Source organism: Pseudomonas sp. S2_E01, assembly GCF_054668365.1.
In genome coordinates this window covers 3404821-3430118 of sequence record NZ_CP162762.1, presented here as the reverse complement: position 1 = coordinate 3430118, position 25298 = coordinate 3404821, and the positions used below count along the sequence as shown (strand labels likewise).

The following is a 25298-nucleotide window of genomic DNA, read 5'->3' as shown; positions in this document are numbered from 1 at the left end:
TTTGCGCCGGAACACTCCCTGTAATTTCGGCGGGTTATGATGGCGCCACTGCTTATGTTCAAAGACTCAAGGACCTTGCAATGCGGATATTGATTGTGGGCGGCGGCATCGCTGGTTTTGCCATGGCCAGGGCCCTGGAATTGAAGGGCTTCACGCCGGAACTGGTCGAGCGCCGTCTCGATGAATCACCCGGTGGCATGGGGTTCTACCTGCCTGGCAACGCCGGCCGCGCACTCGCCCGACTCGGTCTGCTGGACTCGGTTCGCAGGGCGGCGGCGCTCATCAAGACGCAACGGATCATGGACCAGCGAGGGCGCTTGCTGACAGTCACCGACACCGAAGACTTCTGGCGTGACTGCGGCCCCTGCCTGTCGCTGCCGCGTGATGCGCTGCACACCATCCTGCGCGGCGCCCTCGAGCGCACGAACACGCGTTTCGGCGTCTCCATCACCGGGATCACGCCTGCGACCGATGCCTGCGAGGTGGCTTTCTCCGATCACACCACGGCCACTTATGACCTGGTCATCGGCGCCGACGGCATTGATTCGACCGTGCGCCGGATGATTTTTCCGGCGATCCAGCCGTCCTTTGTCGGCAACGTCTGCTGGCGCTTCATCACGCAGAACACCACGGGTATCGAAGGCTGGACAGCAATGCTGGGCAAGGGCCGCACGCTGTTGGCCATCCCGGTCAGTGGCGAGCAGGTCTACGTTTATGCCGACATGGCGGTGGCTGAAGACGAATTCGACCGCGTCAGGCACGCCTCACTGCAAAGCCTGTTCGGTGACTTCGCCGGGCCGCTGTTTCCACTGCTGGCCGACACCCGCCAGGACACCCACTTCGGCAGCATCCAGCAGGTGGTCATGCCGCACTGGTATCGCGGCCGCGCCGTGCTGATCGGCGACGCGGCCCACGCCTCATCGCCAAGCATGGCGGAGGGCGCGGGCATGGCCATCGAGGATGCTTGGGTCATGGCCGACGCCATCGCCACCCATCAGGACCTGGATGCGGCGTTGCAGGCGTACAGCGCCAGGCGTCAGCCGAGGGTGGACTGGGTACAGAAACAATGCGTGGCGCGGGACAAGATGCGCACGCTGCCGGTGCCGGCCCGCAACCTGATTCTCAAGCTGCTGGGCGACAAGCTCTACAAACGCAGCTACATGCCGTTGCTGGCTTCGGTGTAGTTCAGGCGCCGCTCTCCATGGGGCGGGTGATCAGGTACTGACACACCAGGCGTTCTCCGCGAAGGCACTGGTCCGCCGCCGGTTGGCCGGTGGCTTCGGAGAAGAACGACGCCATCGCCCGGCAGACGCAAGGTTCGTCGTGCACGGCGCCGCCCAGCGGGCACGTGTAGTTGCGCACCATGATGCCTTCGTCCTGGGCATGCGCTTCGGTGTTGGCGCCGAGCGCGTTGGCAGCAGCCATGGCGGACTGCAGGCCGCTTTGAAAGTCCTCGGGCGTGGCGATACCGGCTTCGCGGGCGAGGTGGCGGCCGGTCTCGTCGAGCAATTCACTGATCTGTCGCTCGTCCATGCGCGTCTGCATGACTTTCAACAGCCCGCGCAGGAACAGCCGATAGGCGCTCGACTCGATGTCCTCGCTGCCCGGCGCCGCTTCATAGACCACCGGTGGTTTGCCGAGCATCCCGCGTTGCCTGAGGGTGGCGCGACGGACCAGTCCCTGGGCTTCGAGTTGGCGCAACTGCACGTTGATGGCATTGCGCGTGACGTCCAGGTGCTCGCACAACTGCACGACAGTCAGCGGTTCGCGTTGTAACAGGCGCAGGATGTCGTTTTTCGTGGTCACGAAAAAATCCTTGTGGTCCAAAAGTGCCGATCATAGCAATCCCTCCGGCAAAATGGGGTAAGGCGATTAATGACAATTGGTATTGTCATTAATCGCGCAATGCCGCTAGACTCGCCTGGCAACGCCATAAAACCAAAACCAAGCCTGATGATTGCCGAGCCAAGACAAATGAACGCACACGAAAATACCCGTCCTGCCGAAATGGTCGATGCACTGAATGCAGTGTTCGGCAAACACCAAGCTGGGCGCAGTTCTCATGCCAAGGGCGTCTGCGCGAGTGGTGAATTCACACCATCGACTGACGCGCCCCAATGGGTCAGGTCGAGCCTGTTTACCCAGGGTGGCGTGCCCGCGGTGCTGCGTTTTTCTGTGGGCGGTGGCAACCCCAACGTCTCTGATAAGAGCCGCACCGTACGCGGCTTGTCGGTGCACCTGAACGACGGTGCCCAAGCCTACGACCTGATGATGATTTCCGAGCCGGTGTTCTTCGCCGCCACGCCCGCTTCGTTCGTCGCGTTCCTGCAAGCACGGGTGGCTGACCCGGCCACCAAGAAGCCTGATCCGGACAACATCAAGGCGTACGAAGCCAGCTTCCCCGACGGCAAGCTCCAGCCGCGCCTGCTGGCGTCGCACCCGGCGCCGGCGTCCTATGCCACGACCGCGTACTTTTCCACGCATGCCTTTCGCTTCGTCAACGGCCGTGGTGAAGGTGTGTGGGGCCGGCTGGTGATGGAGCCGGTGGCAGGCACGGTGTTGCTCAGTGAAGAACAGGAAGCCAGCCTGCCTGACGCGTTTCTGGCCGCAGAACTCGATGCGCGTCTGCAGACCGGCACGGTGCAGTTTCGCTTGTACATTCAGCCGGCGGGGCCGAACGACTCGCTGGTCGACCCGTCGCAACAGTGGAGCGAAAACCACAGCGCTCGCCTCGAGCTTGGACGCCTGAGCGTTCAGGCGGTCGAAGCGGACACCTTGTGCAACCCAGGGGTGTTCGACCCGATGCGCCTGCCGGATGGCATCGAACCATCGGACGATCCGGTGCTGCTGTCGCGCAGCGCGGCGTACAGCGTATCGCTGCAGCGTCGCCAGGCACCTGGCGAAGCGACTTGCTGAGGACCAGTCCCATGCGTGTTTTACCGATGGCGGCCATGGCGTGTGCTGCCGTGATGCTCACGGGTTGCGCCTGCGCACCAAACGACCCGACCCTGACCTTGCACACCCGCAAGACTCCGGCCGAGTACGCCGATTGCGTTGTACCGAAATTGCAGGACAACGCATTGACGCCGACCGTCTCGCAGAGCCAGCGCAGCTATCGGATCGTGGTGCCCAGCAAGGTTTCGGCGAACAAGGTGCTGGAGGCGCACAAGGCTGGCAAGGGCGGCAAGGTATTTGTCTACGACCCGCAACTTCTGGCCTCGAACGTACTGCCTTCGAGCTTTGAACGCGTCGCGCAGGATTGCATCTGATTCTGGCTGACAGCGCTTATGCGCAACTCCTTTGGTTGGCCGCAACCAGCCATTTTCAACCCATGCCGGTGTCGGCGTGGGTTTTTTTTGCCAGGAAAACGCTGGGCAGCCGCGAGGAAATTGTCTCCACAGAGGCTACAGAGCGTATCGAATCGGACGGCGCACTGGCGCGCCTGCGCCTGCACTTCGATGACCCGCTATTTCTGCGGATGGGCAGAGGGTTGCAGCCAACGGTTCGGGCGATGGACATCGCGGCATTACTGATCCCGGCATTGCGTAGCATCGAGGTGGTGATCAAGCAGGCAGCGCGGCACGGTGGTTGATTGACGGGCTCGCCGTGGTCAGGCAGACACGATCCCTGTAGGAGCGAGCTCGCTCGCGATGGTCGTCAACGATGACGATGGCTGCCTGAATGCCCGCGGTGCCTGACCCACCATCGCGAGCGAGCTCGCTCCTACAGGGGATCGCGTAACGCTTTTGATCTTCTGTGGGAGCGGGCTTGCCCGCGATGGTCGTCAACGATAATGCGGAACACCTTGCACTCCGTAGTGCCTATTTCAACGCTTGCTGAACGCCAACCGCGCCGCAAACAGCACGAATAGCATCCCCGTGGCGCGATCCATCCACTTGATGACTTTCTCGCGGCGCAGAAAGCTTGCCAGCGGCTGGGTCGCGCCGATCAAGGTGGTGGACCAGATCAGCCCCAGCACCACGTGAATGCTCACCAGGCCAAAGGTCCAGGCAACCAGGTTGTGCCCCTGGGGGATGAACTGCGGCAGGAACGACACATAGAAAATGCCGATCTTGGGGTTGAGCACGTTGCCCATCATGCCCTTGAGGAACCAGTTGGCATTGGGTTTGGCGTCAGCCTGCACCGGCGATAATGAACTGCGCGGGCGCAGCAGCATGTTCAGGTCCAGCCAGGCGAGGTAGGCCGCGCCGCAGTATTTGAGGATGTTGAAGGCCAGCTCCGACACCGCAATCAGCGCACCCAGGCCAAACGCCACGGCCGCCCCCCACAGCAGGCAACCGGCGTTGATGCCCAGCGCGGCGCGAAACGCTTGCTGCCGACCTTCCACGGTGGCGGTGCGCAAGACCAGGGCGGTGTCCAGGCCCGGCGTCAGCGTCAGCAGGGTGGCGGCGAGGGTGAAGGCGAGCAGGTTGTCGGCGATGGGCATGGGATTCACTTACTGCGGGATGGATATGAGCGCACGTTAGCATAGGCCCCTCACACCCGTTGACCGCTGCGAATTCGTTCACTCGCACGCATTCACCTTTGCGCTCGGTGTCGACCGCCATGACATCCTGGGAGTGCCCAAGGTATGCCGAAAAGGAATGTCAGTATGCGGCGTTTTCGTTACATCGGCGCGGCGATTTCTCCTAGTATCGTGGCATTAATCAACGGGTAGCCGCGATGCGAACAGCAATAGTCCATGCCATGATGGCAGGCGCTTTATGGGGGGCGGTAATCGTCACGCCTTCAATGATCCCCGATGTGCATCCGGTGGTGATCAGTTGCGCACGTTTTCTGGTGTATGGCTTGTTCGCCGTGCTGGTGGCATTGCCTCGCGCCCGGCAGCTCCTGGGGCGCCTGCGCAAGAGCGATGTGCTGATGTTGCTGGAGCTGGCGCTGACCGGCAACTTGGTCTATTTCATCCTGCTGAGCGCGGCGGTGCAGTATGCCGGGGTGGCGATCGCCTCCCTGATCAATGGGCTGATCCCGGTCGCGATCATGCTCATGGGCAGGAAAACCAGCGGAGGCAGCAGCGGGTCGATGTACATCTCGCTGGCGTTGATCTGCGTCGGTACGGCGTGGATCAACGTGCCGGCGATCATGGACGTCCTCCATGGCCAGGGCAACAGCGACAAGGCATTCGGCGCATTCCTCGCAGGACTGGGCGTGCTGTCCTGGTCGTGGTTCGCCTTGCGTAACGCCGCGCATCTCAAAACGCTGCGCTTCAGCCCCAGTGAATGGTCGACGCTGCAAGGTGTGACCACGGGTGTTGTCGCGCTGTTTGCCAGCATTGGCGTGTGCCTGTTCAATCCGCAGATCCTGCCCACGGCATTGAGCGGCGGGCGCATGACCGTGTTTCTCCTGGTGATCCTGTTTCTGGCCATTTGCGGGTCGTGGCTGGCCAACGGCTTGTGGAACAGCGCTGCACAGCGCCTGCCGCTGGGGCTCAGCGGGCAGATGATCGTCTTCGAAACGTTGTGTGCGCTGGTTTATGGCTACCTCATGTTGTGGGCCTTGCCCGGCTCCAACGAGGCGATCGGCATCCTGCTGGTGCTGGGTGGCATCGCCTGGACCTTGAATGCGCGAGGGCGACGAGCTGCTGCCACCTGACATGCTGGCTTCAAGGGCTGCGCCGTTCGCAGCTACGCTAAGGGCATCTCCATCTCCAGGACGCAAGCCTTGATGCCGCCCATAACCACGCGCCTGGTGGCGCTGCTCGCGTTTTGCCTGAATCTCCCACTGGCGGCTCAGGACAGCGCCTGTCCGGCAGGCGAAAAACAGGTGTGCCTCAACGGCTGCATCTGCCTGCCAGATATGGGCAGGATTGCCGGCGTACCGGATGGCATCTATCAGGTCGCAGCGCCCGCGCTCGCCTTATGGCTGACCCAGTCCCGCGCCGAAGCCGCGAGTGCTGGGGTTCAACCCATTCCGGCGCCTGTACGTGAGCAACTGCTGCGCTGGTACGACGCCAGTGTGCTCGACGCCGTGAGCTACAAAATCAGCGACGACGGTCAACTCAACGCCGCCAACGCCATGCTGCAAAACCCTGACATCGGCGCGGTGACGCTGATCGACATCATCGTTTTTCGAACCGCTGAAGACGCCGGGCAGAACATCGCGCTGTGGGCCCATGAGCTCAAGCACGTGCAGCAGTATCAGGAGTGGGGTGTTGCCGGTTTTGCCCAGCGTTACACCGCGGATTTCAACGCGGTGGAGGCGCCGGCCTACGCCATCCAGATCGAGGTGGGAAGGGTGTTGCGGGAAGAGGCGGCGACTCAATGAGCCTCCTCCCGACAGGTGTTGCTTATTTCGACAGGATCAGCAGCGGCGTGTTTTTCTTCACGACGTAGGTCGCCAGCTCCGACGCGGTGGTTGAGCCCACGTTCTTCGCCGTGTGGGCGACACCTTCGGGAATGAACAGCGAATCACCGGCTTTCAGCGTCACCGGTGGCTGGCCTTCGAGTTGGTATTCGAACGTACCGCTCTCGACGTGGGCGATCTCCACGCCGGGGTGTGAGTGCTTCGGCGCGGCCACGCCCGCATCGAAGTCCACGCGGACCTGGATCACCTCGCGGTCGGCGGCACCCAGGTCGGCGCGCAGCAGGTCGGTACGGTGCAGGCCGCTCTGCCAGCTTTTGGTTTCTTCAGCGTGGGCGACGCCAGTGAGTGCGCCGATTGCGACGACGGTAGCGAGGACGGCGGTCTTGAATCGAGACATTTTTATTCTCCGGTAAGCGCACGGCGAAGCGGGGGAGGTAAGCGCCTGTGCGGTGAACTCATTAGGCGGGTGGGGTGTGTCTGCGGCGTGTCGAACTATGGGTGTTTTGTATCTTGAGGTAGCCGTGGGGGTAGGGGATACGTGGTGGTACATATCGCGGCTGGTCTTACCCAATTCCTGTAGGAGCGGGCTTGTCGAACCGTCGCGATGGTCGTGAACGATGATGAGGGCTGCCTGGTGCCCCGCGGTGTCTGGACCTCCATCGCGAGCAAGCTCGCTCCTACAGGTTTTTGTGTCGACTGCACATCCTGCGGCTTGCCCGGCCCATTGTGGGAGCGGGCTTGCCCGCGATGGTCTTGAACGATGACGCTGGCTGTCTGATGCCCCGCGTTGTCTGGGCCTCCATCGCGAGCAAGCTCGCTCCTACAGGTTTTTGTGTCGACTGCACATCCTGCGGCTTGCCCGGCCCACTGTAGGAGCGGGCTTGCCCGCGATGGTCTTGAACGATGACGCTGGCTGCCTGATGCCCCGCGGTGTCTGGGCCTCCATCGCGAGCAAGCTCGCTCCTACAGGTTTTTGTGTCGACTGCACATCCTGTAGGTTCACCGTCGACTAAGCTAATTCCAAAATATTATTTATTTCATTTTTTTAAGATCGTTTAGCTTTATGCCCATGCAGAGCGCCTCGCTGTCCAGCCAGGCGCTTTTTTTTGCGTCAGGTGATGTGCAGGGGAGCGGCCGTGTCAGTTATACAAACCTCATTGGCGACAGGTCTTGAGCCTGCGCAAAGGTCCGTTGCCCCAGCCGACGTCGTGCTTGAGCTGCGGGCTGTCACCAAGGCCTACACACGCAGCCAGGGCGCGGCGACTTTGCCAGCGGTCAACGATGTCAGCCTCAAGGTACGACGCGGTGAAGTGTTGTGCCTGATGGGCACCTCCGGCAGTGGCAAGTCGACCTTGTTGCGCCACATCAATCGCTTGATCGAACCGACCCAGGGTGAAGTGCTGATTGAAGGCCAGGCCATCAGTGGCTTGAGCAACAGCGATCTGCGCACGCTCAGGTCGCGTCGCATCGGCATGGTGTTCCAGCATTTCGGCCTGTTACCCCACCGCACCGTGCTGGAGAACGTGGCGTTGCCGCTCGAGCTGAGCGGCGAGCCGGAAGTCATCCGGCTGGCCTCCGCCGCCGTGCAACTCAAAGCCGTGGGGCTGGAGGGCTGGGGCGAGCATTACCCGCAGGAGCTGTCCGGTGGCATGCAGCAACGCGTCGGCCTGGCCCGGGCATTGGTCACCGAGCCGGACTTCCTGCTGATGGACGAGCCGTTCAGTGCCCTTGACCCGACGATTCGCCGAGACCTGCAACAGCATTTCCTCGCCCTGGTTCGCGAGCGCGGAATCACGACCTTGCTGGTCACCCACGACCCGGCCGAAGCCATTCGCCTGGCGGATCGTATTGCGGTGTTGCGGCGCGGGCGGCTGGTGCAACTGGGCACGCCGCAACAATTGCTTGAGCAACCCGTCGATGCTGAAGTCGCGGACTTTTTCCGTGACTGCCAGCCAACCTCAGCCACGCCATCGGCGGTGAACAGCCTGGCGACCGAGGCGGGGCAACCTGAACTGCGCGAACAGCCGGTGACGTCTGGACTGCCGTGGTGGCAAGCGCTGCTCCTGGGCCCTGCGGCCTTGGCAGCAAGGGGCAAGGGCGGATTATTCTGGGCCACCTTTGCGGCCGAACTCGGGGCTTTGGCCGCGCTCGGGCAGGGCATTGCCAGCGCAACGGCATGGACGGTGGTCGTTGCGCTGCTGGTGCTGGCTGCCAGCCGATTTGCCGCGATTTCCCTGAGCGGGCATGCCTCGCGCTCCCACGCCTCTGGTTGGCTGCTGCCCCTGACCGTGGTATTGGCGTCCCAGGCGCTGGTGGTGTGGCGGGTGATCACTCCCGAAACCACCCACGCGCTGTTGCAGTTTCCGATCAATCGCCAGGTCATGCTGGTGACTGCGCAAAGCATTGACGACTTTATCGGCTGGTCGCAAATCACCTTCGAAGGGGCTTTCGTCGGTGTGATCGTCGCGGTGCGCACGGTCATCGAAGGCGTCGAAAACATGCTGGGCTGGCTGCCATGGCCGGTCGCTGCACTGTCACTGGTCTTCCTGGCCTGGCGGTCTGCCGGTTGGGGCCTGGCGCTCACCAGCGGTGCGGCATTGTTGTACATCGGCCTGTTCGGCTTTTGGGAGCACACCATTGCCACGTTGGCGCTGGTGGGTGCCTCGGTGTTGATCGCCCTGGTGATCGGTGTGCCCACCGGCATCGTGCTGGCCAAACGGCCTCTGGTGCGCCGACTGTCCACGCCGTTGCTGGACGTCATGCAAACCTTGCCGACCTTCGTCTATCTGATTCCTGCCGTGGCGTTCTTTTCGGTGGGCAAGACTCCGGCAGTGATCGCTACCGTCATTTTCGCCCTGGCCCCAATGATTCGCCTGACTTCGCTGGGCATCCAGGAAGTGCCCAAGGACGCGGTCGAAGCCGCCGTCGCCCACGGCGCCAGCCCCTGGCAGACCCTGATCAAGGTGCAACTGCCACTGGCGCGCCGCTCGCTGCTGCTGGGGATCAACCAGACCATCGTCATGAGCCTGTCAATGGTGGTGGTCGCCGCGCTGATCGGCGCCGGCGGCCTGGGCTACGACGTCATGACCGCGTTGCGCAACATCAAGGGCGGCGAGGGCGTGCTGGCCGGTATTGCGATTGTCGTGTGTGCACTGATCCCTGACCGAATCATTCAATCGAGCTTGCGCAAGCAAGACCACCTCTCCCACTGAAAGTGAGACTTATCGTGAAGACATCTCTATCGCGCAGCTTCGGCACGGCGGCACTCGTGGCGTCCTTGATCGCTCCCGTCACGGCCATGGCCAAGGACAAGATCGTCATTGGGGAACAGAACTGGACCGGCGCCATCGCCATTCAGCACATCCTGGGCGAAGTCCTGCAAACCCGCCTGGATGCAGACGTTTCCTACCTGGCCGGGGATGTTCCGGTGCTGTTCAGCGCAGCGTCCAAGGGCGACGGCTCGGTGGATGTGCTGACCGACATCTGGCTGCCCAACCAGTCTGCTGCCTGGGCCAAATACGTCACTGGCGGCACCCGTTCACTGGTGCCCAACAAGCAGCCCTACGTGGGTGAGCAGGGCTTCTACATTCCCGGCTATGTGCAGGACAAGTACGGGGTCAAGTCGGTGTACGACCTGAAGAAACCGGAAGTGGCCAAGCTCTTCGAACCGCTGGGCGGCGGCAAGGCGCAGTTGCTGGTGGGGCCGGCGGGTTGGGAGTCGACCTACATCGGCGAGATCAAGGCCAAGGATTACCAGTTCGCCGATAAATTCGAGTCGATCTCCACCGAGGCCTCGGTGACTTATTCCAAATTGGCGGCGGCTTACAAGGCCGAGCGAGGCGTAATCTTCTACGCGTACACCCCGGACTGGATTTTTTCCGCCTTCGACCTGCGTCGCCTGGAAGAGCCGGCCTTCGATGGTTATGCCCAGGACAACAAAAAGGATGACCCGCTGTACAAGGCCGACGGTTGCTGGAAATTCATCAGCCCGACGGTCGACCCGGACTGGTTGAACAAGAGTCGTATTACCTGCGCGTTCCCGGACGCCAAGGTCTACGTGCTGTCCTCGGTTGCCCTGCAAAAACGTGCGCCCAAAATCGCCGAATTCTTGCAGAACGTTGCCATCGAGCCGTCGCAGCTCAATGACCTCATCCTGAAAATCGAAAAGGAAAAGCAACCGGCGGACGTGGCTGCCAAGGCGTGGGTCAAGGCCAACCCTGCCGTTATTGATCAGTGGCTGGCCGGTCCTGCGCAGAAAGTGAGTGCCAACTGATGACGACCGTACGTTTGTTGGATGGTGGCATGGGGCGGGAATTGCAACGCATCGGCGCGCCGTTCCGTCAGCCGGAATGGTCGGCGTTGGCGCTGATCGAATCGCCGCAGTTTGTGCTGCAAGCACACCAGGCCTTCGTCGCTGCAGGGGCCCGGATCATCACCACCAATAGCTACGCGGTGGTGCCGTTTCACATCGGTGAGGAGCGTTTTGCCGAGCAGGGCCTGGAGCTGGCCGAGCGCGCAGGAAGGCTGGCACGCCAGGCGGCCACTGAAAACCCGGAGCCGGTCACGGTGGCCGGTTCGTTGCCGCCGGCCCTGGGCTCTTACCGGCCGGACCTGTTCGATCACTCGCGCAGCGTTGCCATCCATCGAACGCTGATTGCCGGGCTACGCGATCACGTCGATGTCTGGCTGGCGGAAACCCAGAGCTCTATCGCCGAAGTGCGAGCGGTAGTCGAAGCGTTGGGTGCACAGCCCAAGCCGCTGTGGCTGTCATTTACGCTACTGGATGACGCTGACGGGGCGCCACGGTTGCGCTCTGGCGAAACAGTCGGAGCGGCGGTGCAGGTGGCTGCTGAACTGGGCGCGAAGGCGGTGTTGTTCAATTGCAGCCAGCCAGAAGTGATGGCTGCGGCGCTGGCCGAGGCGCGGTCAGTCATTGTCGGGCAGGCGATTGAACTGGGGGTATACGCCAATGCGTTCCCTGCGGTCACCGCCAAGGCCGAAGCCAACAGCACATTGCTGGAGATTCGCGCCGATTTGACCCCGGACGCGTATTTGAACTGGTCCAGTGTCTGGGTCGCGGCAGGTGCGAACATCATCGGCGGGTGCTGCGGCATTGGACCGGAGCATATTGCGCAGTTGCATGTGCACTTGGTGCAACAACAGGCATCTTGAGTGCCTGTACGGACCCCTTCGCGAGCAAGCCCGCTCCCACAGGGTGGACAACGCGGAGCTCCGGTGGGAGCGGGCTTGCTCGCGAAGAGGCCAGCCCCACACCACACCCCTCATCAATTGACCTGAACCTCGCACCGCCCCGGGTGTTCCATACCAAAACACCCCCGGATCGATGCCGCCATGAGTTCATTCAAGCCCTTGCTGACACCCCTCCAACACCAGCGGCTCTGCGCTCTGGATGCCTGGCATCGAGCGCTCGAGGACTGCACGCTGCGCATGAACTGCCCTGACGCCTACCATGAGACGCTGATACGCCATGCGGACGAGATGGATCGCAACGGTCTGGTGGATTGGCAGGAGTGGCGGGATCTGCGCGCCGAGGCAGACCGCGCCTATTTGCGGGCCGTCGCGGGTGAGGACTACCACCCGTCACGTTCCAGCGGTCGGCGCCTCGTCTAGCGCAGGGGAATGAGCCATGAACGAGCCACTGAAGTTCGGCATCGAAGAAGAGTATTTCCTCACCGATCTGGACTCTCGACAGGTGCCCGGGGAAGTCCCGCGCGAGGTGAGCAATCAGTGCGCGGCCGCCTTGGGACACGCCTTCGCCTACGAGATGTTCCAGTCGCAAATCGAAGTCGCCTCACCGGTTTTCACCAGCCTGCCTCAAGCGGCCGAATACCTGGTCAACGCCCGCGGAACCTTGCAGCAGGTATTGCAACCCTTTGCGCTCGGGTTGCTCAGCGCCGGCAGCCACCCCTTGGGTGATTGGCGTGCGCAACCCCCCACCGACCAGGCGCATTACCGGCAGCTGTTCGACGATTATCAATATGTCGCCCGGCGCAGCCTGCTTTCTGGCCTGCACGTGCACGTGGAGGTTCCAGCTGACCTGGACCGTATCCGGGTGATGAACGAGGTCCTGCCGTGGACGCCGTTGCTCCTGGCATTGAGCTGCTCCTCACCGTTCTGGCAGGGGGATGACAGCGGGTTCGCCAGCTATCGCCAGACCGCCTGCGATGAATGGCCGCGCATGGGCGTGCCGGAATACCTGGAAGATCAGCGCGCTTATGATGACTACGTGTCGTTTCTCATCGCCAATGGCGCCATGAAGAAAGCCAGTGGCTGCTGGTGGGCGGTGCGCCCATCCTCCAGCTACCCGACGCTTGAGTTAAGAATGACCGACGCTTGCCCCCGTTTGAAGGATGCGCTGAGCCTGGCTTCGTTGTTCCGGGTGCTGGTTGCCTACGCCATTGCACAGCCTCGTGCGGGGGCTGGCTACTCGGTGACGTCCCGTTGGACACTGATGGAGAACCGCTGGCGAGCAAAGAGGTCTGGCACCAACGCCATGTTTCTCGTCGAGGGCTTCGACCGTGCCTTGACCCTTGAGCAATGGTTGTCCCTGGCGGAGCAGGTATTGGGGGCAACAGCGCGATCATTGGGTGTCGAGGACGTCTTCGATGAGTTGCGGCACATAATCCGCGAGGGCAGCAGTGCAGGGCGACAACGGGTCGTTTATCAAACGTCCATCAGTAGCGGTCGCCAACCCCATGAAGCGCTCTTGCAGGTGGTCGATCATCTACTGATCGAAACCGCGTCATCCTCGCGCCGTGACATGCCTCAGGCATTGGGCAGCAGCACGGTGAAGATAGTGCCTTGATCAGGTGTGGATTGCACTTCAATGCTGCCGTCGTGTCCTTCTACGATTTGTGCAGCGATGAACAAACCGAGCCCCAATCCGGACGATGAGCCTTTTTCGCCCGAGGCATAACTGGAATACCGGCCTTCTGGATTGAACAGGTGAGGCATGATTTGTGCGGGAATGAGCTCACCACGATTCTGCACGCTGAACAGAGTGCGGTGCCCGTCGCGCTTGAGTGTCACGTGGATCGGTTGCTGCGCATCCCCATGGCGGATGGCATTGGCGATCAAATTGGTGAACACCTGTTCCATGCGTAAAGGATCGAATTGCCCACTGACGTTTTCGTTGGCGTGCAGCACGAGCTGTACGGCGGGGAAACCGGTGCGCAGTTCTTCCACCACCGAGGCGCACAAACCGTTCAGATCGCAGGGTTGACGATTGACCGGCAGCCCGGTGCCCAGGTTGACCCGCGCCAGGTCAAGCAAGTCATTGACCATCGAGTCGGCACGCCGCACGCTCGTGCTGATCTGCGTCGCAAGTCTGCGTTCGCGGTCGGACAGGTGAACGCTCTCTCGCAGCAGGTCACTGGCCATCATCACCGCGCCAAGCTGCGAGCGCAGGTCATGCCCCAGGACACCCAACACGGTCTTGCGCGTCGACTCGACGGCCTGCCCGTACGTTCTGATCGACTCAACTAGCGCCTGATCGATCGCTTCGTTGAAGCGAATCATGTCATCGATCCGATGCGTTTCGTCAAAAGCGTTTTCCGCCATCCAGAGCCTGAGCACGCTGGAGCGCAGTGCCCGGTATTCAGAAACCATCTGATCCATGGAGAAACCGGCGACAAGGCGTGTCCTGGCATGGGTATCGGCGGGCGAATCGCCGTCAATATCGGGGCCCCGTCCTTCGGATTTGGCAATCTGCTGCTGCTCGGTCTGGGTCCTGCGCATGTCCCGCGCCACTGTTTCCAGAATGAATTGAGCGTGATTTCTCAGCCCTTTGGCGTCCATCGTCGGCATGGGTGTATCTATCGTCCTGGCATACGTAACCCAGGCCGCCAAAATCTGTTCCATGTGTTTGAGAATGAAATCGTGTAATCGCATGGCGGTCGTTGTTGCCTCCCTGGTCACCCATTTGATGTGCATGTACGTGCGACAGGCGAACGGATGGCGCCGGCCCTGCCTTCAGAAGTCATTTTAGTTCAGTGCCCAGAGAGTGTAGTGCCGTATGGGGTCTGTGCCATGACACTCGGTTCAATGTCGTGCGTTCAGCCACTGTTCGAAGTCTTGCGCCGGCATCGGACGTCCGTATAGGTAACCTTGACCCTGGTCGCAGCCGATTGTTTCAAGGAAACGATGCTGCTCTTCGGTTTCAACGCCTTCGGCAATGATCTTGAAGCCCAGTGCATGGCCCAGTTCCACGATGGTTTTGGTAATGGCCACGTTTATGGAGTCCTGGGGCAGGTCCGAGATGAACGTGCGATCGATCTTGATATGGTTGATCGGCAGGATCTTCAGGTACGCCAGAGACGAATACCCCGTACCGAAGTCATCGATGGCGGTGGTGATCCCCAGATTTTGCAGGGTGCACAGCACCTCCCTGGAGTGTTCGGGGCTGGCCATCATCAGGCTTTCCGTCACTTCGACCTCCAGCGCGCTGGCAGGCAGGTCGTACAGGTCCAGCGCGCAGCGAATGGTTTCGACGTAGTCGCTGCGATCGATCTGCAAGGTGGCGACGTTGATTGCGATGACGCCGTGGGCAATGCCTTGATCCTCCCAACGGCGCAGGTCCTTGCAGACCATGTCGACCACCTGTTCGCCGATCTGAATGATCAGCCCCGTGCTTTCTGCCAACGGAATGAATTCAGCAGGGGAAATCAGGCCTTTGATCGGGTCGCGCCAGCGGATCAATGCTTCTGCACCTTCGACCGCGTTCGTGACCAGATTGACCTTGGGTTGATACCAGACCTCGAATTCGTGATTGAGCACCGCCCGCCGCAGGAAGCGCTCGCTGTTCATGCGTTCCTGGGCGCGCAGTGTCATTTCGGGCTGGTAGAAGCGGTAGTCGTTACGACCACTGTCCTTGGCGCCATACATGGCTGTGTCTGCCTGGCGCAATAGAAGCTCGGGCGTTTCGGCGTCGTGTGGGGCAATCGAAATACCAATGCTGGCAGTCAGCAGCGTCGAGGTGCCTTTGAGGTCGAAGGGCTCCTGCAGTGAGGCCAGTAGCTTCTTGGCGATGATGATCGCATCGGTGGGATGAGTCAGGTTGTTGAGAATCAGTGCAAACTCATCCCCGCCCAACCGTGAAACCGTGTCTTCTGCTCGTACGCACGCCAGGAAACGAGACGCCGCCTGCTGCAAGAGCAGATCACCCATCGAGTGCCCCAGGCTGTCATTCACGGTCTTGAAGCTGTCCAGGTCAAGCACGACGACGGCCAGTGATTGGTTGTAGCTCAGCGAGAGGTCCAGTGAATGCTGCAATCGTTCGTGGAACAGCGAGCGGTTGGGCAGGGCGGTGACAGGGTCGTAGTGCGAGACGCGCTCCAGGTCGGACCTGGATTGATTGATGGCCGCCATATCGGAAAACACCGCGACGTAGTGGCTGATATTTGCATTGTCATTGTAGACCGCGTTGATGGTCAGCCATTGTGGATACAGCTCGCCGTCTTTCCTGCGATTCCACAACTCCCCGCGCCACAGCCCGGTGAGCTTCAGGGTTTCGATGATGTCGCGGTAAAACGCATTGTCCTGTTTGTCGCTGATGAGAATGTTGGGCTTGAAGCCGACGGATTCCTCGGCACTGAAGCCGGTAATATGGGTAAACGCCGCGTTCACTGACAGGATGTGGCCGCGGGCGTTGGTGATGATCACGCCGTCGGCGGTATTGTCCAGAACGATGCCTGCCAGGCGTAACTGTTCGCTGTTCTGCCGGGTCGCGGTAATGTCGGTGGAAATACCCAGGACTCCTGAGGCTTGGCCACCGGCCCCTCTGAGCACGCATTTGGTGGTCAGGTAAGTTCGAGTCGCGCCCTGTTGCACCAGTTGATCCTCGAAATGCAGTATGCCGCCGGTTTCGAGCACTTTCTTGTCGTTCTCGCGCAGCGTGTGGGCCTCCTGCGCGGGCAAGTAATACTCCCGCGTCTGGCCTTTCATTTCTTCGAAGGAAATATTGGCGGCCTGCTCGAACATGCGGTTGCAAAGCCGTAGTTTGCCTTCGGTGTCATAGACGTAGATGAGCGATGGAGCGTTTTCGACGATCTCCAGCAACAGGGCCTTCTGCGTGTGCAAGGCTTCTTCGGCCTTCTTCCTGTCGGAGATGTCGCGCACCACGGCATAGAGCATCGGCTCGTCAGCCAGATTGACCGAGCACAGCGTGACCTCGGCCGGGAAAACGCTGCCATCGCCGCGCTTGTGCAGCCATTCGAAACGGTGCACACCGTTGGCCAGAGCCGTTTTCAACATGGCCTGTGCCTTGACGGTCGACAACTGTCCGTCGCCTTGATACTCGGGAGAGATGTCGGTCGTGCGGATTCGGTGATATGTGGCGGGATCATCGAAACCGAAAACGCGCATCGCCGCCGCGTTGGCCTGGGTGCAAATACCGCCCGGGCCCAGAATCCAGATAGGATCGGGGGAGCGCTCGAACAGCGCACGAAAACGCGATTCACTCTGGCCCAATGACCTCTCGATCACCCGGCGCTCTTCGATTTCCTGTGCCAGCTCGGTATGGCGCTGGCGGATGAGTTGGTTGCGCCTGCTCAGTTGCGCCGCGAACACCGTCAGCAGCCCGGTGCCGATCAGGGCCGAGAGGAACAGTGGCGACACGAGCAGGGACGCAGGGCGCGAGCCCGCTACGGGCAATGCCGCCAACTCCCAGGTACCACCGGGTACATCGACCGATGTGACCAGCGCATCGCCCTGGAACAGCTGCGGATCACCTTTGATCATTTCGCCCAAGGCACCCCTGCCGTCCCGGCCACGCAGCGCAAGGCGCAGACTGCTGCTGGTGTTCAGCCCCCCCGCGTCGAGCAACCGATCCACGTCAGCGACCACGGACGTGCTGCCCCAGTACACCGCTTCTCCTGAGGCATCAGTGACGAAGACGGGGCGACGATGAATAAACGCCTGACCGCCCTGCACCAGCGTGACAGGGCCGGCCAATACCGACGTCTTGTTTTTGCGGGCGAGTTCGAGCGCCGGATATTGGTCTGCAACCGTACGGTAATCCAGGCCCAGGATCTGTTGGTTGCCGGCGATTGGAAATACCCGACTGACGACGTCATTGGGCGCCAGAGAGAGGTGATGAATGTGGGGTTGGGACTCGATCGCTCGTTGCGACATGCCGTCGAAGTGCGCTGCAGTGATGGTGCCGTCCAGGCTCAGCAGTTGTCCGATACCCGCCGTCACATCGAATGTCGAGCGAACCTGGCTCTCCAGCCGAGCCTTGACTCCGGCCAGCTCCACCATGCCTTGGGCGGCGGCCTCCTGTGCCTCTTCGTGCACGTCCATGGCACCCAGGGTGACAGAAATGACGATTCCGCTCAAAAAAATGCTGGCTGGCAATACAAAGGTACGCCACCGACTTTGCGGCTCGGGAGTCGGGCTATTTTGGGTGTCCGGGGCCGTGGCGGCTCTTGGTGTGTCCAACGCGTCGTTCCTTGAGTCCATGCACGGCATCTGCCTTTGAGTTGACTGGTCGGCAACAATGAAAGTTTCGATGGATAATGAGTGAACCTCAAGTGGAATTCGGACCTAAGTTCTTATCGCTTATCTGAACGCCGTGTACGACATTAACTCAAACGAGCCGTCCTCTCCATGACCCTGACGCGAATCGGTTTTGCCTGTCAGTTCAAGCATCCGCAGCGTGAGCTGTCGGTGTCTGAGCTCAAGGCGCTCGAAGGCCCCTTGAACCCGCGTACTACCACCCTTCGCTGGATGGACACGGTGTCGCCGCAGCTTGCGCGCGACAAGCTGATTGAAGTGGTGCTGCACAACCTGGCCGCACAACTGCGCCTGCTCGAATATGTCAGCGGGTTGCCGCCGACCCTTCGCATGCTGCGTCTGAGCAGCGACCTTTTGCCGTTCTACAGCCATCAAAAGGTTCGCGATTTCTATCGCGACCCCGGGATCGAGCAGCAGTTGGCGGCGGGGTTCGCCGCCATCGGCGAGCTGGCGCGCGAGGCGGACATACGCCTGTCGTTTCACCCCGGACAATATTGTGTGTTGGGATCGGATAACCCAGGTGTCGTGGAAAACAGCGTCGCCGAGTTCGAATACCACGCCGACATGATCCGCATGATGGGCTACGGACGGCGTTTCCAGGACCTCAAGTGCAATGTGCACATCGCCGGGCGATTGGGTGTCGAGGGAACGCGTGCCGTCTGGTCGAGGCTGTCGGAGGTTGCCAGGAACTGCATCACTTTCGAGAACGACGAGAAAACCTACGGGCTGGACCATTGCCTGCAAGTGGCCGACCTGGCGCCCGTGGTGCTGGACATTCACCACTGCTGGATCCATGAAAACGACTACATCGCCCCCGATGACCCCAGGGTTGCACGAGTGATCGACAGTTGGCGCGGCGTCCGTCCGACCATGCATTACTCCCAGCCACCGGAGCGTTTGCAGGAATTGGGCTTCGATGCCGGCAACAAGCTGGAGATGGAGGCGTTGTTGCAGGTGGTGTCAAAGCGTGACCTCTATGCGCACAGCGACCAGATGTGGAACCGCTGGACCAATGACTACGCGCTGCAGTTTCGCGATCGCTTCGACATCATGCTCGAGGCCAAGGACAAGAACCTGGCGGCGCTGGCGTTCTATGAGTACGCCAGCAACCTGTAGGAGCGAGCATGTCGAGGCGTCGAACCGTCGCGATGGTCGTTAACGATGACGCTGGCTGTCTGGACGCCCGCGGTGTCTGGACTACCATCGCGACGGTTCGACGCCTCGACATGCTCGCTCCTACAGGTTGCACAGTTGTTGTGCATAACTCTTCGGCGAACACCCGGTCCGCTCCTTGAAGCAGCGATAAAACGTCGACAACGAATTGAACCCCGCCGCACTGGCTATCTCCTCGATCCGGGCCGTCGTGCCCTGGGTGTTCAGGTGCTCCAGCGCCTCATCCAGCCGCAGCTGATTGAGCAGCGCATAAAACGTTTGCCCGCGAACCTGATTGAGGAAAAACGAAATCTGGTTACGCGTGTACCCCGTCGACGCCGCGACATTGGACAAGTCCAGGCGTGGATCGAGGTACGGCTTGGACTGTTCGAAATACTGCTGCAAATCATTGGCCAGCGCGCCGATCTGCCGGGCGGACAAGCCCAGGCGGCTTACGGCACCTGCGCTGTATGTCGGGCGGGTTATGGGCGGCGCCTGGCTGACGAGGGCTGCATGCTCGTTGACCCTGACAATCAACCCGTCCCGGATCGACAGCGCTTCGACGGTGCGCAATGACACCAGCCCGTCACTGCCGTTGAGTGTCACCTGGTATTGCAGGAACGCGGTATCGCCGTCGACTCGCAGGCGGTCGGTGTAGGTCTGCAATTCCTGCGACCCGCGCGGCATGCTGGCGCCGAGATACGCGCGTAGTTGTCCGTAGTCCAGCGCGCGGTTTTGCAGGAAATCGTTGTACTCGACCGCCGGGTGATACAGCGCCATCACCGCGTCGAGGTCGCGGCGTTTCCAGGCCTGGTGGTAAAGCACGGCGACCAGGTGGGTCTGGGCGCTCGCCGGGTCCGTCACGAAGGTGTCGGTGGTGGGTAAATCCAGTGCTTGCACAACGAACTCCAGGTCGCGCATCAGGGGCGAGCCGTGAGTATTCCAGAAGCCGTGGTTTTCCGCCCGTGTCCGCTGCGAGGTTTGTCGCGCCGTGGTGCCTGTGAAAGCGCAGGCGTTTGCATTAGCGTCAGCCTATGAATTTTCGGAGCCGAGCGCATGCCCCAGCACACCGCGAACCCATCCCTGGCTGATGCCCGGCCTTACCCCGTCTGGCTGGAGGCGCGAGTCAGCCCGCCAGCCGCTCCCCGACTGACCGGCGACATCCTCTGCGACATTGCCATCGTCGGCGGTGGTTTTGTCGGTTTGTGGACGGCGCTGAAAGCGCGCCAGCGTTGGCCCGATGCAAGGATCGTGGTGCTGGAGGCCGGGGAGTGCGGCGGTGAGGCGAGTGGACGCAACGGCGGGTTCTGCGCACCGAGCATTTCCCATGGTGTGGCCAATGCGTTGAAACGCTGGCCGGGGGAGGCCGAGCAACTGGTGCGCCTGGGTCGGGAGAACCTCGATGCTTTCCAGCAGGATCTTCAGGAGTACGCCATGGACGTGGCGTTCGAGCGCCAGGGCAAACTCAACGTCGCCAGCCAGCCGTGGCAGGTCGATGGCTTGCGCTCGATGCAGCGCAACTATGAGCGCTTCGGCATTGATTGTCAGTACGTGGAAGGCGTTGACCTCAAGGCCTACCTGGACTCGCCCGACTATGTCGCCGGTGTCTTCGAGCCCAATTATGCGCTGCTCAACCCCGTGAAAATGGTCACCGAGTTGCGCCGGGTTTGCCTGGCGCAAGGGGTGCAGTTGTTCGAGCATTCGCCTGTCAGTCGTTTGCGTGAAGACGGCACTTATCAGGTGCTGGAAACCGGCCTGGGCACGGTCAGGGCGGACAAGGTCGCGCTCGCCACCAACATCGCACCGCCCCTGCTGGGGACGCTTAAATCCAAGGTCATTCCGATCTATGACTATGCCTTGGCAACCCAGCCGCTGAACGAAGAGCAATTGCGCGCCATTGGCTGGGTCGGGCGCTACGGCATCGCCGACAGCGGCAATCAGTTTCATTACCTGCGCAAGACCGAGGACAACCGCATTCTCTGGGGCGGCTATGACGCGATCTATCACTTCGGCAGCCGCCGCGACGAGGCGCTGACCCAGCGTCCCGACAGCTTCGCCACCCTGGCCCGGCAATTTCAGGCGGCCTTCCCGGCGTTGGTCGATGTGCGTTTCAGCCACGCCTGGGGCGGCATCATCGACACCTCGGCGCGCACCACGATGTTCTGCGGCACCGCGTCCAATGGCCGTGTGGCCTATGCCCAGGGCTTCACCGGGCAGGGTGTGTCCGCCAGCCGTTTCGCGGCATTGACCCTGCTCGACCTGCTGGAGGGCAAAGCCACTGAGCGTACGAAGCTGGCGATGACCTCGACCGCACCGTTTCCGTTTCCCCCCGAGCCCTTGCGGTACCTGGGCGTGTCGATGGCCCAGCGCTCGCTGGCCCGCGAAGACCGCACCGGGCACCGCGACTGGCTGCTCAAGGGGTTCGATGCATTGGGCATCGGGTTTGATTCTTGACTGGAGTGAGTACACGCATGAGCACGCCTTCGCACATCATCGACTTCGCCAACCCCGAGTTGCCCGTGGTCGAACTCGACACCACGGACCCGGCGCTGGTCGACATACCGTACCGTAGCCGCAGCTGGCGGCATTTTGTCGACCCGCAGAAAAAAGCCACCGCCGGCATCTGGGAGGCCCCGCCCCATCTGGAGCGCTGCGAGTGCGACTACGATGAGCTTTGCCACCTGCTCGAAGGGCAAGTTCGCCTGACCGACAGCGATGGCGCCAGCCAGTCGTTCCAGGCCGGTGACACCTTCGTGGTGGCCGCCGGGTTCAAGGGTACCTGGGAAAACCTCACGCACGTGCGCAAGGTGTTCATGATTCTGCGGGGCTGACATTTGGGTTGTCTGGACTGGCCTCTTCGCGGGCAAGCCCGCTCCGACAATGATCCGTGTTGTTGCATAAATAGTGTGAACACCCAAAACCCTGTGGGAGCGGGCTTGCCCGCGAAGAGGACGTCATAGCCACCGCGAAACCTCAATCCACCCGCGCAATCATCTCCAGCTCGCGCATCAGCCAATCCGAGAATGCCTTTGCCAGGTCATTCGCGCCCCGCGGCGGCAGGATGATGAAGTACGGGTGCGGGGCCGGGAACTGGATGTCGAACAGGCGGATCAGCGTACCCTGGGCCAGGTGCTCGCCCGCCAGGATGTGATCGCTGATGGTCACGCCCGTGCCGGCAATCGCCGCGTCGATGGTCAATGAGGCATTCGGCAGGTAGATGTTCTGCCGACCCTGCAAGCTGGGAATGCCGGCCGCCAGGAAATAGCGGCTCCAGTCATAGCCCTCGTCCTCATGCAGCAACACCTGGCGCTCCAGGTCACGTGGTTTGCGCAACGGTTCGCTGCCGTTGAGCAGGCGCGGGCTGCCCACCGGGAAATACATGATGTCGCCCAGCGCCGCGATGCGCTGGCCTTCGACCTGGCTGTCACCAAACGAAATCACCAGGTCGACGTTCGGTGTCGCCTGTTCGATCGGCAGCATGTACAGCGACACGTCCGGGTAATCACGCAAAAAACGGTCGAGGATTTTCGAGATTCGCGCCAACAGTGCCGGGGCGCAGGCGATGCGCAGGCTGCCGGACGGCGTGGAGGTGGGCAGGGCCGTCTGGATGTCGCGCAGTTGCTCGAACGCGCCGTTGACCAACTGGCTCAACTTGCGCCCCGCCGAGGTCAGGTGCACGCCCTTGCCCTGGCGCTCCACCAGCGCCACTTCCAGCTCTTCCTCTAGCTTCTTGATCTGGTGGCTGATGGCGCTGTGGGTAACGTGCAGTTCCAGTGCCGCACCGCCCGTGCTGCCCTGCCGGACCAGGGCATCGAAAGCGCGCAGGGCGATCAGGGAGGGGAGGCGGCGTGTCGCTTTCAGAGCCATGTTTGCCTGATTGATGGTTAGTTGAATTCACATGAAACCTAGAAAACAAATCATTTGATGTCAATCTGGTTTGTCGTGAAGATGGCTCCACCAGTCAGTCACTCATACGGTTACACGAGAGGGATTTTCGATGTCGGTTCAGCAAGCGCAATTTGTCGACCTGATACGCCTCGGCAAGTCCTACGGGCAAACCCGTGCGTTGAGTGACCTGACCCTGCACATCAAGCGCGGTGAATTCCTCACCCTGCTCGGGCCGTCCGGTTCCGGCAAAAGCACCACCCTGATGATGCTCGCCGGCTTCGAAACTCCCAGCGAAGGCCGCATCGAACGCAATGGCCAGAACATTACCCACCTGCCCGCCGACCAGCGCGATTTTGGCGTGGTGTTCCAGGGCTATGCGCTGTTCCCGCACATGACTGTGGCGCAGAACATCGCCTACCCGCTCAAGGTGCGCAAAATGCCCGCCGCACAGATCACCGAGAAGGTCGGGCAGATGCTCGAAAGGGTCGGCCTGCAAGGTAAGGGCGAGCGCGGCATCCAGCAGTTGTCCGGCGGCCAGCAACAGCGTGTGGCCCTGGCCCGGGCGCTGGTGTTCGAACCCTCGTTGCTGCTGCTCGACGAACCCTTGTCCGCCCTCGACCGCCGCCTGCGCCAGGAGATGCAGATGGAGCTGGCGCGCATGCACAAGGAATTCGGCACCACCTTTGTTTTCGTCACCCACGACCAGGAAGAAGCACTGGCGCTGTCCGACCGGGTCGCGGTGTTCAATCATGGTCGCCTGGAACAGCTGGGCACGCCGCAGGAAGTCTACGAGCGGCCGTCCAGTCGCTTCGTCGCCAACTTCCTTGGTGACACCAACCTGCTCGGCGTGCAGGGCATTCGCCGCCAGGACGACGCGCTGATCTGCAATTACCAGGGTCGCTCGCTGGTGGTGACCCGCGGCGCCGACCCGCTGGCGGTAAGCAATGCCGGCGAGCACTGGCTGGCGATCCGCCCCGAACACGTCGACCTGCAACCGCTCGCCCAGGCCGGCGGCGGCAACGGCGTGATCGCGCGCATGGAAAAACTCACTTACCTGGGTACCCACGTCAGCCTCGACATGCGCCTGGACGATGCGCAACCGATGGCGTTGCGCATCCCGGTCGGTCATCCGATGTTGAGCAACCTGCAACAGGGCCAGCCGTATTGGTGCGCCTGGTCGCAGCAACATGGCCACCTGATTTCGGCTTAAAACAACAGCAAGCAACACACCCAATAAAAACTGGTTCGATCACCTGCCCACCACCTATTGCATGGGGTTCCGAGGATGAAAGACAAACAGCGCTTTATCGACGACACAATGGACATCGCCCGGGAGAAACTCGAAGCCGGCACGCTCAGCCGTCGCAGTTTCAACCAGGCCCTGATGGTCGCGGCCGCCATGGCCGGGCTCGGTCCGATGCGCGGTGCCTTCGCCGCCGGCGGTTCGCTGGTGGTGTCCAACTGGGGTGGCGATGCGGTCCCGGCCTTCGAGAAAAGCTACCTGGATTTCGCCGGCGCCAGTGGCCTGGTGCTCAAGGTCGACGGCAGCGGCCCCACCGAAGGCGCGGTGAAAACCCAGGTTAACAGCGGCGCCGTGCGCTGGGACGTGTGCGACGGTGAAATGTATTCCTCGTACCGCCTGGGCAAGGAGGGGGTGCTGACGCCCATCGACTACTCGATCGTCGACAAGTCTTTGATCGGCTATGGCGATATCCACGAATTCGGCCTGGCCAACTACACCTACAGCTACGTGATCGGCTACGACGCCAAACGCTTCGGCAAGAACCCGCCGAAAAGCTGGGCGGATTTCTGGGACGTGAAGAAGTACCCCGGCAAACGCACGCTGTACAAATGGATGAGCGCCAACCTGGAGTGCGCGCTGCTGGCCGATGGCGTCGCCCCGGACAAGCTCTACCCGCTGGACGTCGACCGCGCCCTGCGCAAGATCGAGGAGCTGATGCCCCACGTGGTCACGCACTGGTCCACCGGTGCCGAGTCGCAACAACTGCTGCGCGACGGCGAGGCGAGCATGGGCCAGATGTGGCACACCCGCGCCGAACTGGTCAAACACGACACCGGTGGTGCGGTGGACTGGACCTTCGACAACGCCATCGTCGCGCCGTCGGTGTGGTTCGTGCCGAAGAACAACCCGGCCGGTTCCGCCAACGCCATGAAGTTCATCGCCTACGCCTTGCGGCCGGAAGTCCAGGCCAGGCTGATGGAGGTCTACAACATGGGCCCGGTGGATGCCAAGGTCAACGCCTTGCTCTCGCCCGAGTTGCAGCGCATCAACCCGACCGCGCCGGACAACCTGGCCAAACAGGTGTCGATGAACAACCGGTGGTACGCCGATCACTACGGTGAAACCCTCGAACGTTACCTGGCCCTGATTGGTGGCTGAC

Annotated in this window: 23 protein-coding genes; 16 read left to right on the top strand and 7 right to left on the bottom strand. The window is 61.6% G+C overall.

Annotated features, from left to right (window positions below; all coding sequences use genetic code 11):
* Positions 1 to 80: 80 nt before the first annotated feature.
* Entirely contained in the window at positions 81 to 1184 is a 1104-nt protein-coding gene (locus AB4O36_RS15685; RefSeq protein WP_460139642.1) for an FAD-dependent monooxygenase, read from the top strand.
* A gap of 1 nt (position 1185) precedes the next feature.
* On the opposite strand, the gene AB4O36_RS15680 is transcribed toward AB4O36_RS15685, so the two are convergent.
* Positions 1186 to 1806, bottom strand: coding sequence for a helix-turn-helix transcriptional regulator (locus AB4O36_RS15680; protein ID WP_460139641.1), 621 nt, complete (start codon positions 1804 to 1806; stop codon positions 1186 to 1188).
* Positions 1807 to 1974: 168 nt separating this feature from the next.
* Between AB4O36_RS15680 and AB4O36_RS15675 the strand changes: the two genes are divergently transcribed.
* From AB4O36_RS15675 to AB4O36_RS15665, 3 genes are read left to right on the top strand one after another with little or no spacing between them, the layout of a single operon-like run.
* Positions 1975 to 2916 (top strand): catalase family peroxidase, encoded by a 942-nt coding sequence (locus AB4O36_RS15675; RefSeq protein ID WP_460139640.1) that lies wholly within the window; start codon positions 1975 to 1977, stop codon positions 2914 to 2916.
* Positions 2917 to 2927: 11 nt separating this feature from the next.
* The gene (locus tag AB4O36_RS15670) at positions 2928 to 3269 is read left to right on the top strand and encodes a hypothetical protein (RefSeq protein ID WP_460139639.1); all 342 of its coding nucleotides are present in this window, start codon (positions 2928 to 2930) and stop codon (positions 3267 to 3269) included.
* Positions 3260 to 3592 (top strand): hypothetical protein, encoded by a 333-nt coding sequence (locus tag AB4O36_RS15665; RefSeq protein WP_460139638.1) that lies wholly within the window; start codon positions 3260 to 3262, stop codon positions 3590 to 3592. The genes AB4O36_RS15670 and AB4O36_RS15665 overlap by 10 nt, the downstream gene beginning before the upstream one ends.
* A 234-nt stretch (positions 3593 to 3826) precedes the next feature.
* Here AB4O36_RS15665 and AB4O36_RS15660 read toward each other — a convergent pair whose 3' ends face one another.
* Positions 3827 to 4447, bottom strand: coding sequence for a LysE family translocator (locus tag AB4O36_RS15660; protein ID WP_460139637.1), 621 nt, complete (start codon positions 4445 to 4447; stop codon positions 3827 to 3829).
* A gap of 236 nt (positions 4448 to 4683) precedes the next feature.
* On the opposite strand from AB4O36_RS15660, the gene AB4O36_RS15655 reads away from it, so the two are divergent.
* Together AB4O36_RS15655 and AB4O36_RS15650 are read left to right on the top strand one after the other, a co-directional pair.
* A complete protein-coding gene (locus tag AB4O36_RS15655; RefSeq protein WP_460139636.1) occupies positions 4684 to 5613 on the top strand; it encodes a DMT family transporter in 930 nt (309 codons plus the stop codon).
* Between the two features lie 72 nt (positions 5614 to 5685).
* On the top strand, positions 5686 to 6285 hold the full coding sequence (locus tag AB4O36_RS15650) for an eCIS core domain-containing protein (protein ID WP_460139635.1): 600 nt from the start codon (positions 5686 to 5688) through the stop codon (positions 6283 to 6285).
* A 22-nt stretch (positions 6286 to 6307) separates the two neighbouring features.
* On the opposite strand, the gene AB4O36_RS15645 is transcribed toward AB4O36_RS15650, so the two are convergent.
* Positions 6308 to 6721 carry a cupin domain-containing protein gene (locus AB4O36_RS15645; protein ID WP_460139634.1) on the bottom strand — a complete coding sequence of 138 codons (414 nt, stop codon included), beginning with the start codon at positions 6719 to 6721 and terminating at the stop codon, positions 6308 to 6310.
* A gap of 748 nt (positions 6722 to 7469) precedes the next feature.
* Here AB4O36_RS15645 and AB4O36_RS15640 point away from each other — a divergent pair.
* The 5 genes from AB4O36_RS15640 (at position 7470) to AB4O36_RS15620 (ending at position 13150) form a co-directional block, all read left to right on the top strand.
* Positions 7470 to 9536 (top strand): ATP-binding cassette domain-containing protein, encoded by a 2067-nt coding sequence (locus AB4O36_RS15640; protein ID WP_460142147.1) that lies wholly within the window; start codon positions 7470 to 7472, stop codon positions 9534 to 9536.
* Positions 9537 to 9550: 14 nt separating this feature from the next.
* Positions 9551 to 10597, top strand: coding sequence for an ABC transporter substrate-binding protein (locus AB4O36_RS15635; RefSeq protein WP_460139633.1), 1047 nt, complete (start codon positions 9551 to 9553; stop codon positions 10595 to 10597).
* Positions 10597 to 11496, top strand: a complete 900-nt coding sequence (locus AB4O36_RS15630; protein WP_460139632.1) for a homocysteine S-methyltransferase family protein — start codon at positions 10597 to 10599, stop codon at positions 11494 to 11496. Before AB4O36_RS15635 ends, AB4O36_RS15630 begins: the two co-directional genes overlap by 1 nt.
* 180 nt (positions 11497 to 11676) lie before the next feature.
* Positions 11677 to 11955: a hypothetical protein gene (locus AB4O36_RS15625; protein ID WP_460116544.1), complete on the top strand. Its 279-nt coding sequence runs from the start codon at positions 11677 to 11679 to the stop codon at positions 11953 to 11955.
* A 16-nt stretch (positions 11956 to 11971) separates the two neighbouring features.
* Positions 11972 to 13150: a carboxylate-amine ligase gene (locus tag AB4O36_RS15620; RefSeq protein ID WP_460139631.1), complete on the top strand. Its 1179-nt coding sequence runs from the start codon at positions 11972 to 11974 to the stop codon at positions 13148 to 13150.
* Here AB4O36_RS15620 and AB4O36_RS15615 read toward each other — a convergent pair.
* Together AB4O36_RS15615 and AB4O36_RS15610 are read right to left on the bottom strand one after the other, a co-directional pair.
* A complete protein-coding gene (locus AB4O36_RS15615) occupies positions 13111 to 14235 on the bottom strand; it encodes an ATP-binding protein (RefSeq protein WP_460139630.1) in 1125 nt (374 codons plus the stop codon). The two genes, AB4O36_RS15620 and AB4O36_RS15615, sit on opposite strands and share 40 nt — an antisense overlap.
* A gap of 150 nt (positions 14236 to 14385) precedes the next feature.
* Positions 14386 to 17781 carry a bifunctional diguanylate cyclase/phosphodiesterase gene (locus tag AB4O36_RS15610; RefSeq protein WP_460139629.1) on the bottom strand — a complete coding sequence of 1132 codons (3396 nt, stop codon included), beginning with the start codon at positions 17779 to 17781 and terminating at the stop codon, positions 14386 to 14388.
* A 168-nt stretch (positions 17782 to 17949) separates the two neighbouring features.
* Between AB4O36_RS15610 and AB4O36_RS15605 the strand changes: the two genes are divergently transcribed.
* Positions 17950 to 18972 (top strand): UV damage endonuclease UvsE, encoded by a 1023-nt coding sequence (locus tag AB4O36_RS15605; protein ID WP_460139628.1) that lies wholly within the window; start codon positions 17950 to 17952, stop codon positions 18970 to 18972.
* 120 nt (positions 18973 to 19092) lie between these two features.
* Here the strand turns inward: AB4O36_RS15605 and AB4O36_RS15600 are convergent, their stop codons facing one another.
* The gene (locus AB4O36_RS15600; RefSeq protein ID WP_460116537.1) at positions 19093 to 19929 is read right to left on the bottom strand and encodes an AraC family transcriptional regulator; all 837 of its coding nucleotides are present in this window, start codon (positions 19927 to 19929) and stop codon (positions 19093 to 19095) included.
* Between the two features lie 135 nt (positions 19930 to 20064).
* On the opposite strand from AB4O36_RS15600, the gene AB4O36_RS15595 reads away from it, so the two are divergent.
* Both AB4O36_RS15595 and AB4O36_RS15590 read left to right on the top strand, forming a co-directional pair.
* Entirely contained in the window at positions 20065 to 21462 is a 1398-nt protein-coding gene (locus AB4O36_RS15595; RefSeq protein WP_460116535.1) for an NAD(P)/FAD-dependent oxidoreductase, read from the top strand.
* A gap of 17 nt (positions 21463 to 21479) precedes the next feature.
* Positions 21480 to 21839: a cupin domain-containing protein gene (locus AB4O36_RS15590; RefSeq protein ID WP_460116534.1), complete on the top strand. Its 360-nt coding sequence runs from the start codon at positions 21480 to 21482 to the stop codon at positions 21837 to 21839.
* Between the two features lie 142 nt (positions 21840 to 21981).
* Here AB4O36_RS15590 and AB4O36_RS15585 read toward each other — a convergent pair whose 3' ends face one another.
* Entirely contained in the window at positions 21982 to 22875 is an 894-nt protein-coding gene (locus AB4O36_RS15585; RefSeq protein ID WP_460116532.1) for a LysR family transcriptional regulator, read from the bottom strand.
* Between the two features lie 130 nt (positions 22876 to 23005).
* On the opposite strand from AB4O36_RS15585, the gene AB4O36_RS15580 reads away from it, so the two are divergent.
* Positions 23006 to 24106, top strand: coding sequence for an ABC transporter ATP-binding protein (locus AB4O36_RS15580; RefSeq protein WP_460116530.1), 1101 nt, complete (start codon positions 23006 to 23008; stop codon positions 24104 to 24106).
* Positions 24107 to 24181: 75 nt separating this feature from the next.
* Positions 24182 to 25297: an ABC transporter substrate-binding protein gene (locus AB4O36_RS15575; protein ID WP_460116529.1), complete on the top strand. Its 1116-nt coding sequence runs from the start codon at positions 24182 to 24184 to the stop codon at positions 25295 to 25297.
* Position 25298 lies beyond the last annotated feature (1 nt).

Excerpts from the sequence above, each read along its gene's own strand:
- AB4O36_RS15685 (WP_460139642.1), top strand. The coding sequence starts at position 81 with ATGCGGATATTGATTGTGGGCGGCGGCATCGCTGGTTTTGCCATGGCC.
- AB4O36_RS15675 (WP_460139640.1), top strand. The coding sequence starts at position 1,975 with ATGAACGCACACGAAAATACCCGTCCTGCCGAAATGGTCGATGCACTG.
- AB4O36_RS15670 (WP_460139639.1), top strand. The coding sequence starts at position 2,928 with ATGCGTGTTTTACCGATGGCGGCCATGGCGTGTGCTGCCGTGATGCTC.
- AB4O36_RS15660 (WP_460139637.1), bottom strand. The coding sequence starts at position 4,447 with ATGCCCATCGCCGACAACCTGCTCGCCTTCACCCTCGCCGCCACCCTG.
- AB4O36_RS15655 (WP_460139636.1), top strand. The coding sequence starts at position 4,684 with ATGCGAACAGCAATAGTCCATGCCATGATGGCAGGCGCTTTATGGGGG.
- AB4O36_RS15650 (WP_460139635.1), top strand. The coding sequence starts at position 5,686 with ATGCCGCCCATAACCACGCGCCTGGTGGCGCTGCTCGCGTTTTGCCTG.
- AB4O36_RS15645 (WP_460139634.1), bottom strand. The coding sequence starts at position 6,721 with ATGTCTCGATTCAAGACCGCCGTCCTCGCTACCGTCGTCGCAATCGGC.
- AB4O36_RS15630 (WP_460139632.1), top strand. The coding sequence starts at position 10,597 with ATGACGACCGTACGTTTGTTGGATGGTGGCATGGGGCGGGAATTGCAA.
- AB4O36_RS15625 (WP_460116544.1), top strand. The coding sequence starts at position 11,677 with ATGAGTTCATTCAAGCCCTTGCTGACACCCCTCCAACACCAGCGGCTC.
- AB4O36_RS15620 (WP_460139631.1), top strand. The coding sequence starts at position 11,972 with ATGAACGAGCCACTGAAGTTCGGCATCGAAGAAGAGTATTTCCTCACC.
- AB4O36_RS15615 (WP_460139630.1), bottom strand. The coding sequence starts at position 14,235 with ATGCGATTACACGATTTCATTCTCAAACACATGGAACAGATTTTGGCG.
- AB4O36_RS15605 (WP_460139628.1), top strand. The coding sequence starts at position 17,950 with ATGACCCTGACGCGAATCGGTTTTGCCTGTCAGTTCAAGCATCCGCAG.
- AB4O36_RS15600 (WP_460116537.1), bottom strand. The coding sequence starts at position 19,929 with ATGCGCGACCTGGAGTTCGTTGTGCAAGCACTGGATTTACCCACCACC.
- AB4O36_RS15595 (WP_460116535.1), top strand. The coding sequence starts at position 20,065 with ATGCCCCAGCACACCGCGAACCCATCCCTGGCTGATGCCCGGCCTTAC.
- AB4O36_RS15590 (WP_460116534.1), top strand. The coding sequence starts at position 21,480 with ATGAGCACGCCTTCGCACATCATCGACTTCGCCAACCCCGAGTTGCCC.
- AB4O36_RS15585 (WP_460116532.1), bottom strand. The coding sequence starts at position 22,875 with ATGGCTCTGAAAGCGACACGCCGCCTCCCCTCCCTGATCGCCCTGCGC.
- AB4O36_RS15580 (WP_460116530.1), top strand. The coding sequence starts at position 23,006 with ATGTCGGTTCAGCAAGCGCAATTTGTCGACCTGATACGCCTCGGCAAG.
- AB4O36_RS15575 (WP_460116529.1), top strand. The coding sequence starts at position 24,182 with ATGAAAGACAAACAGCGCTTTATCGACGACACAATGGACATCGCCCGG.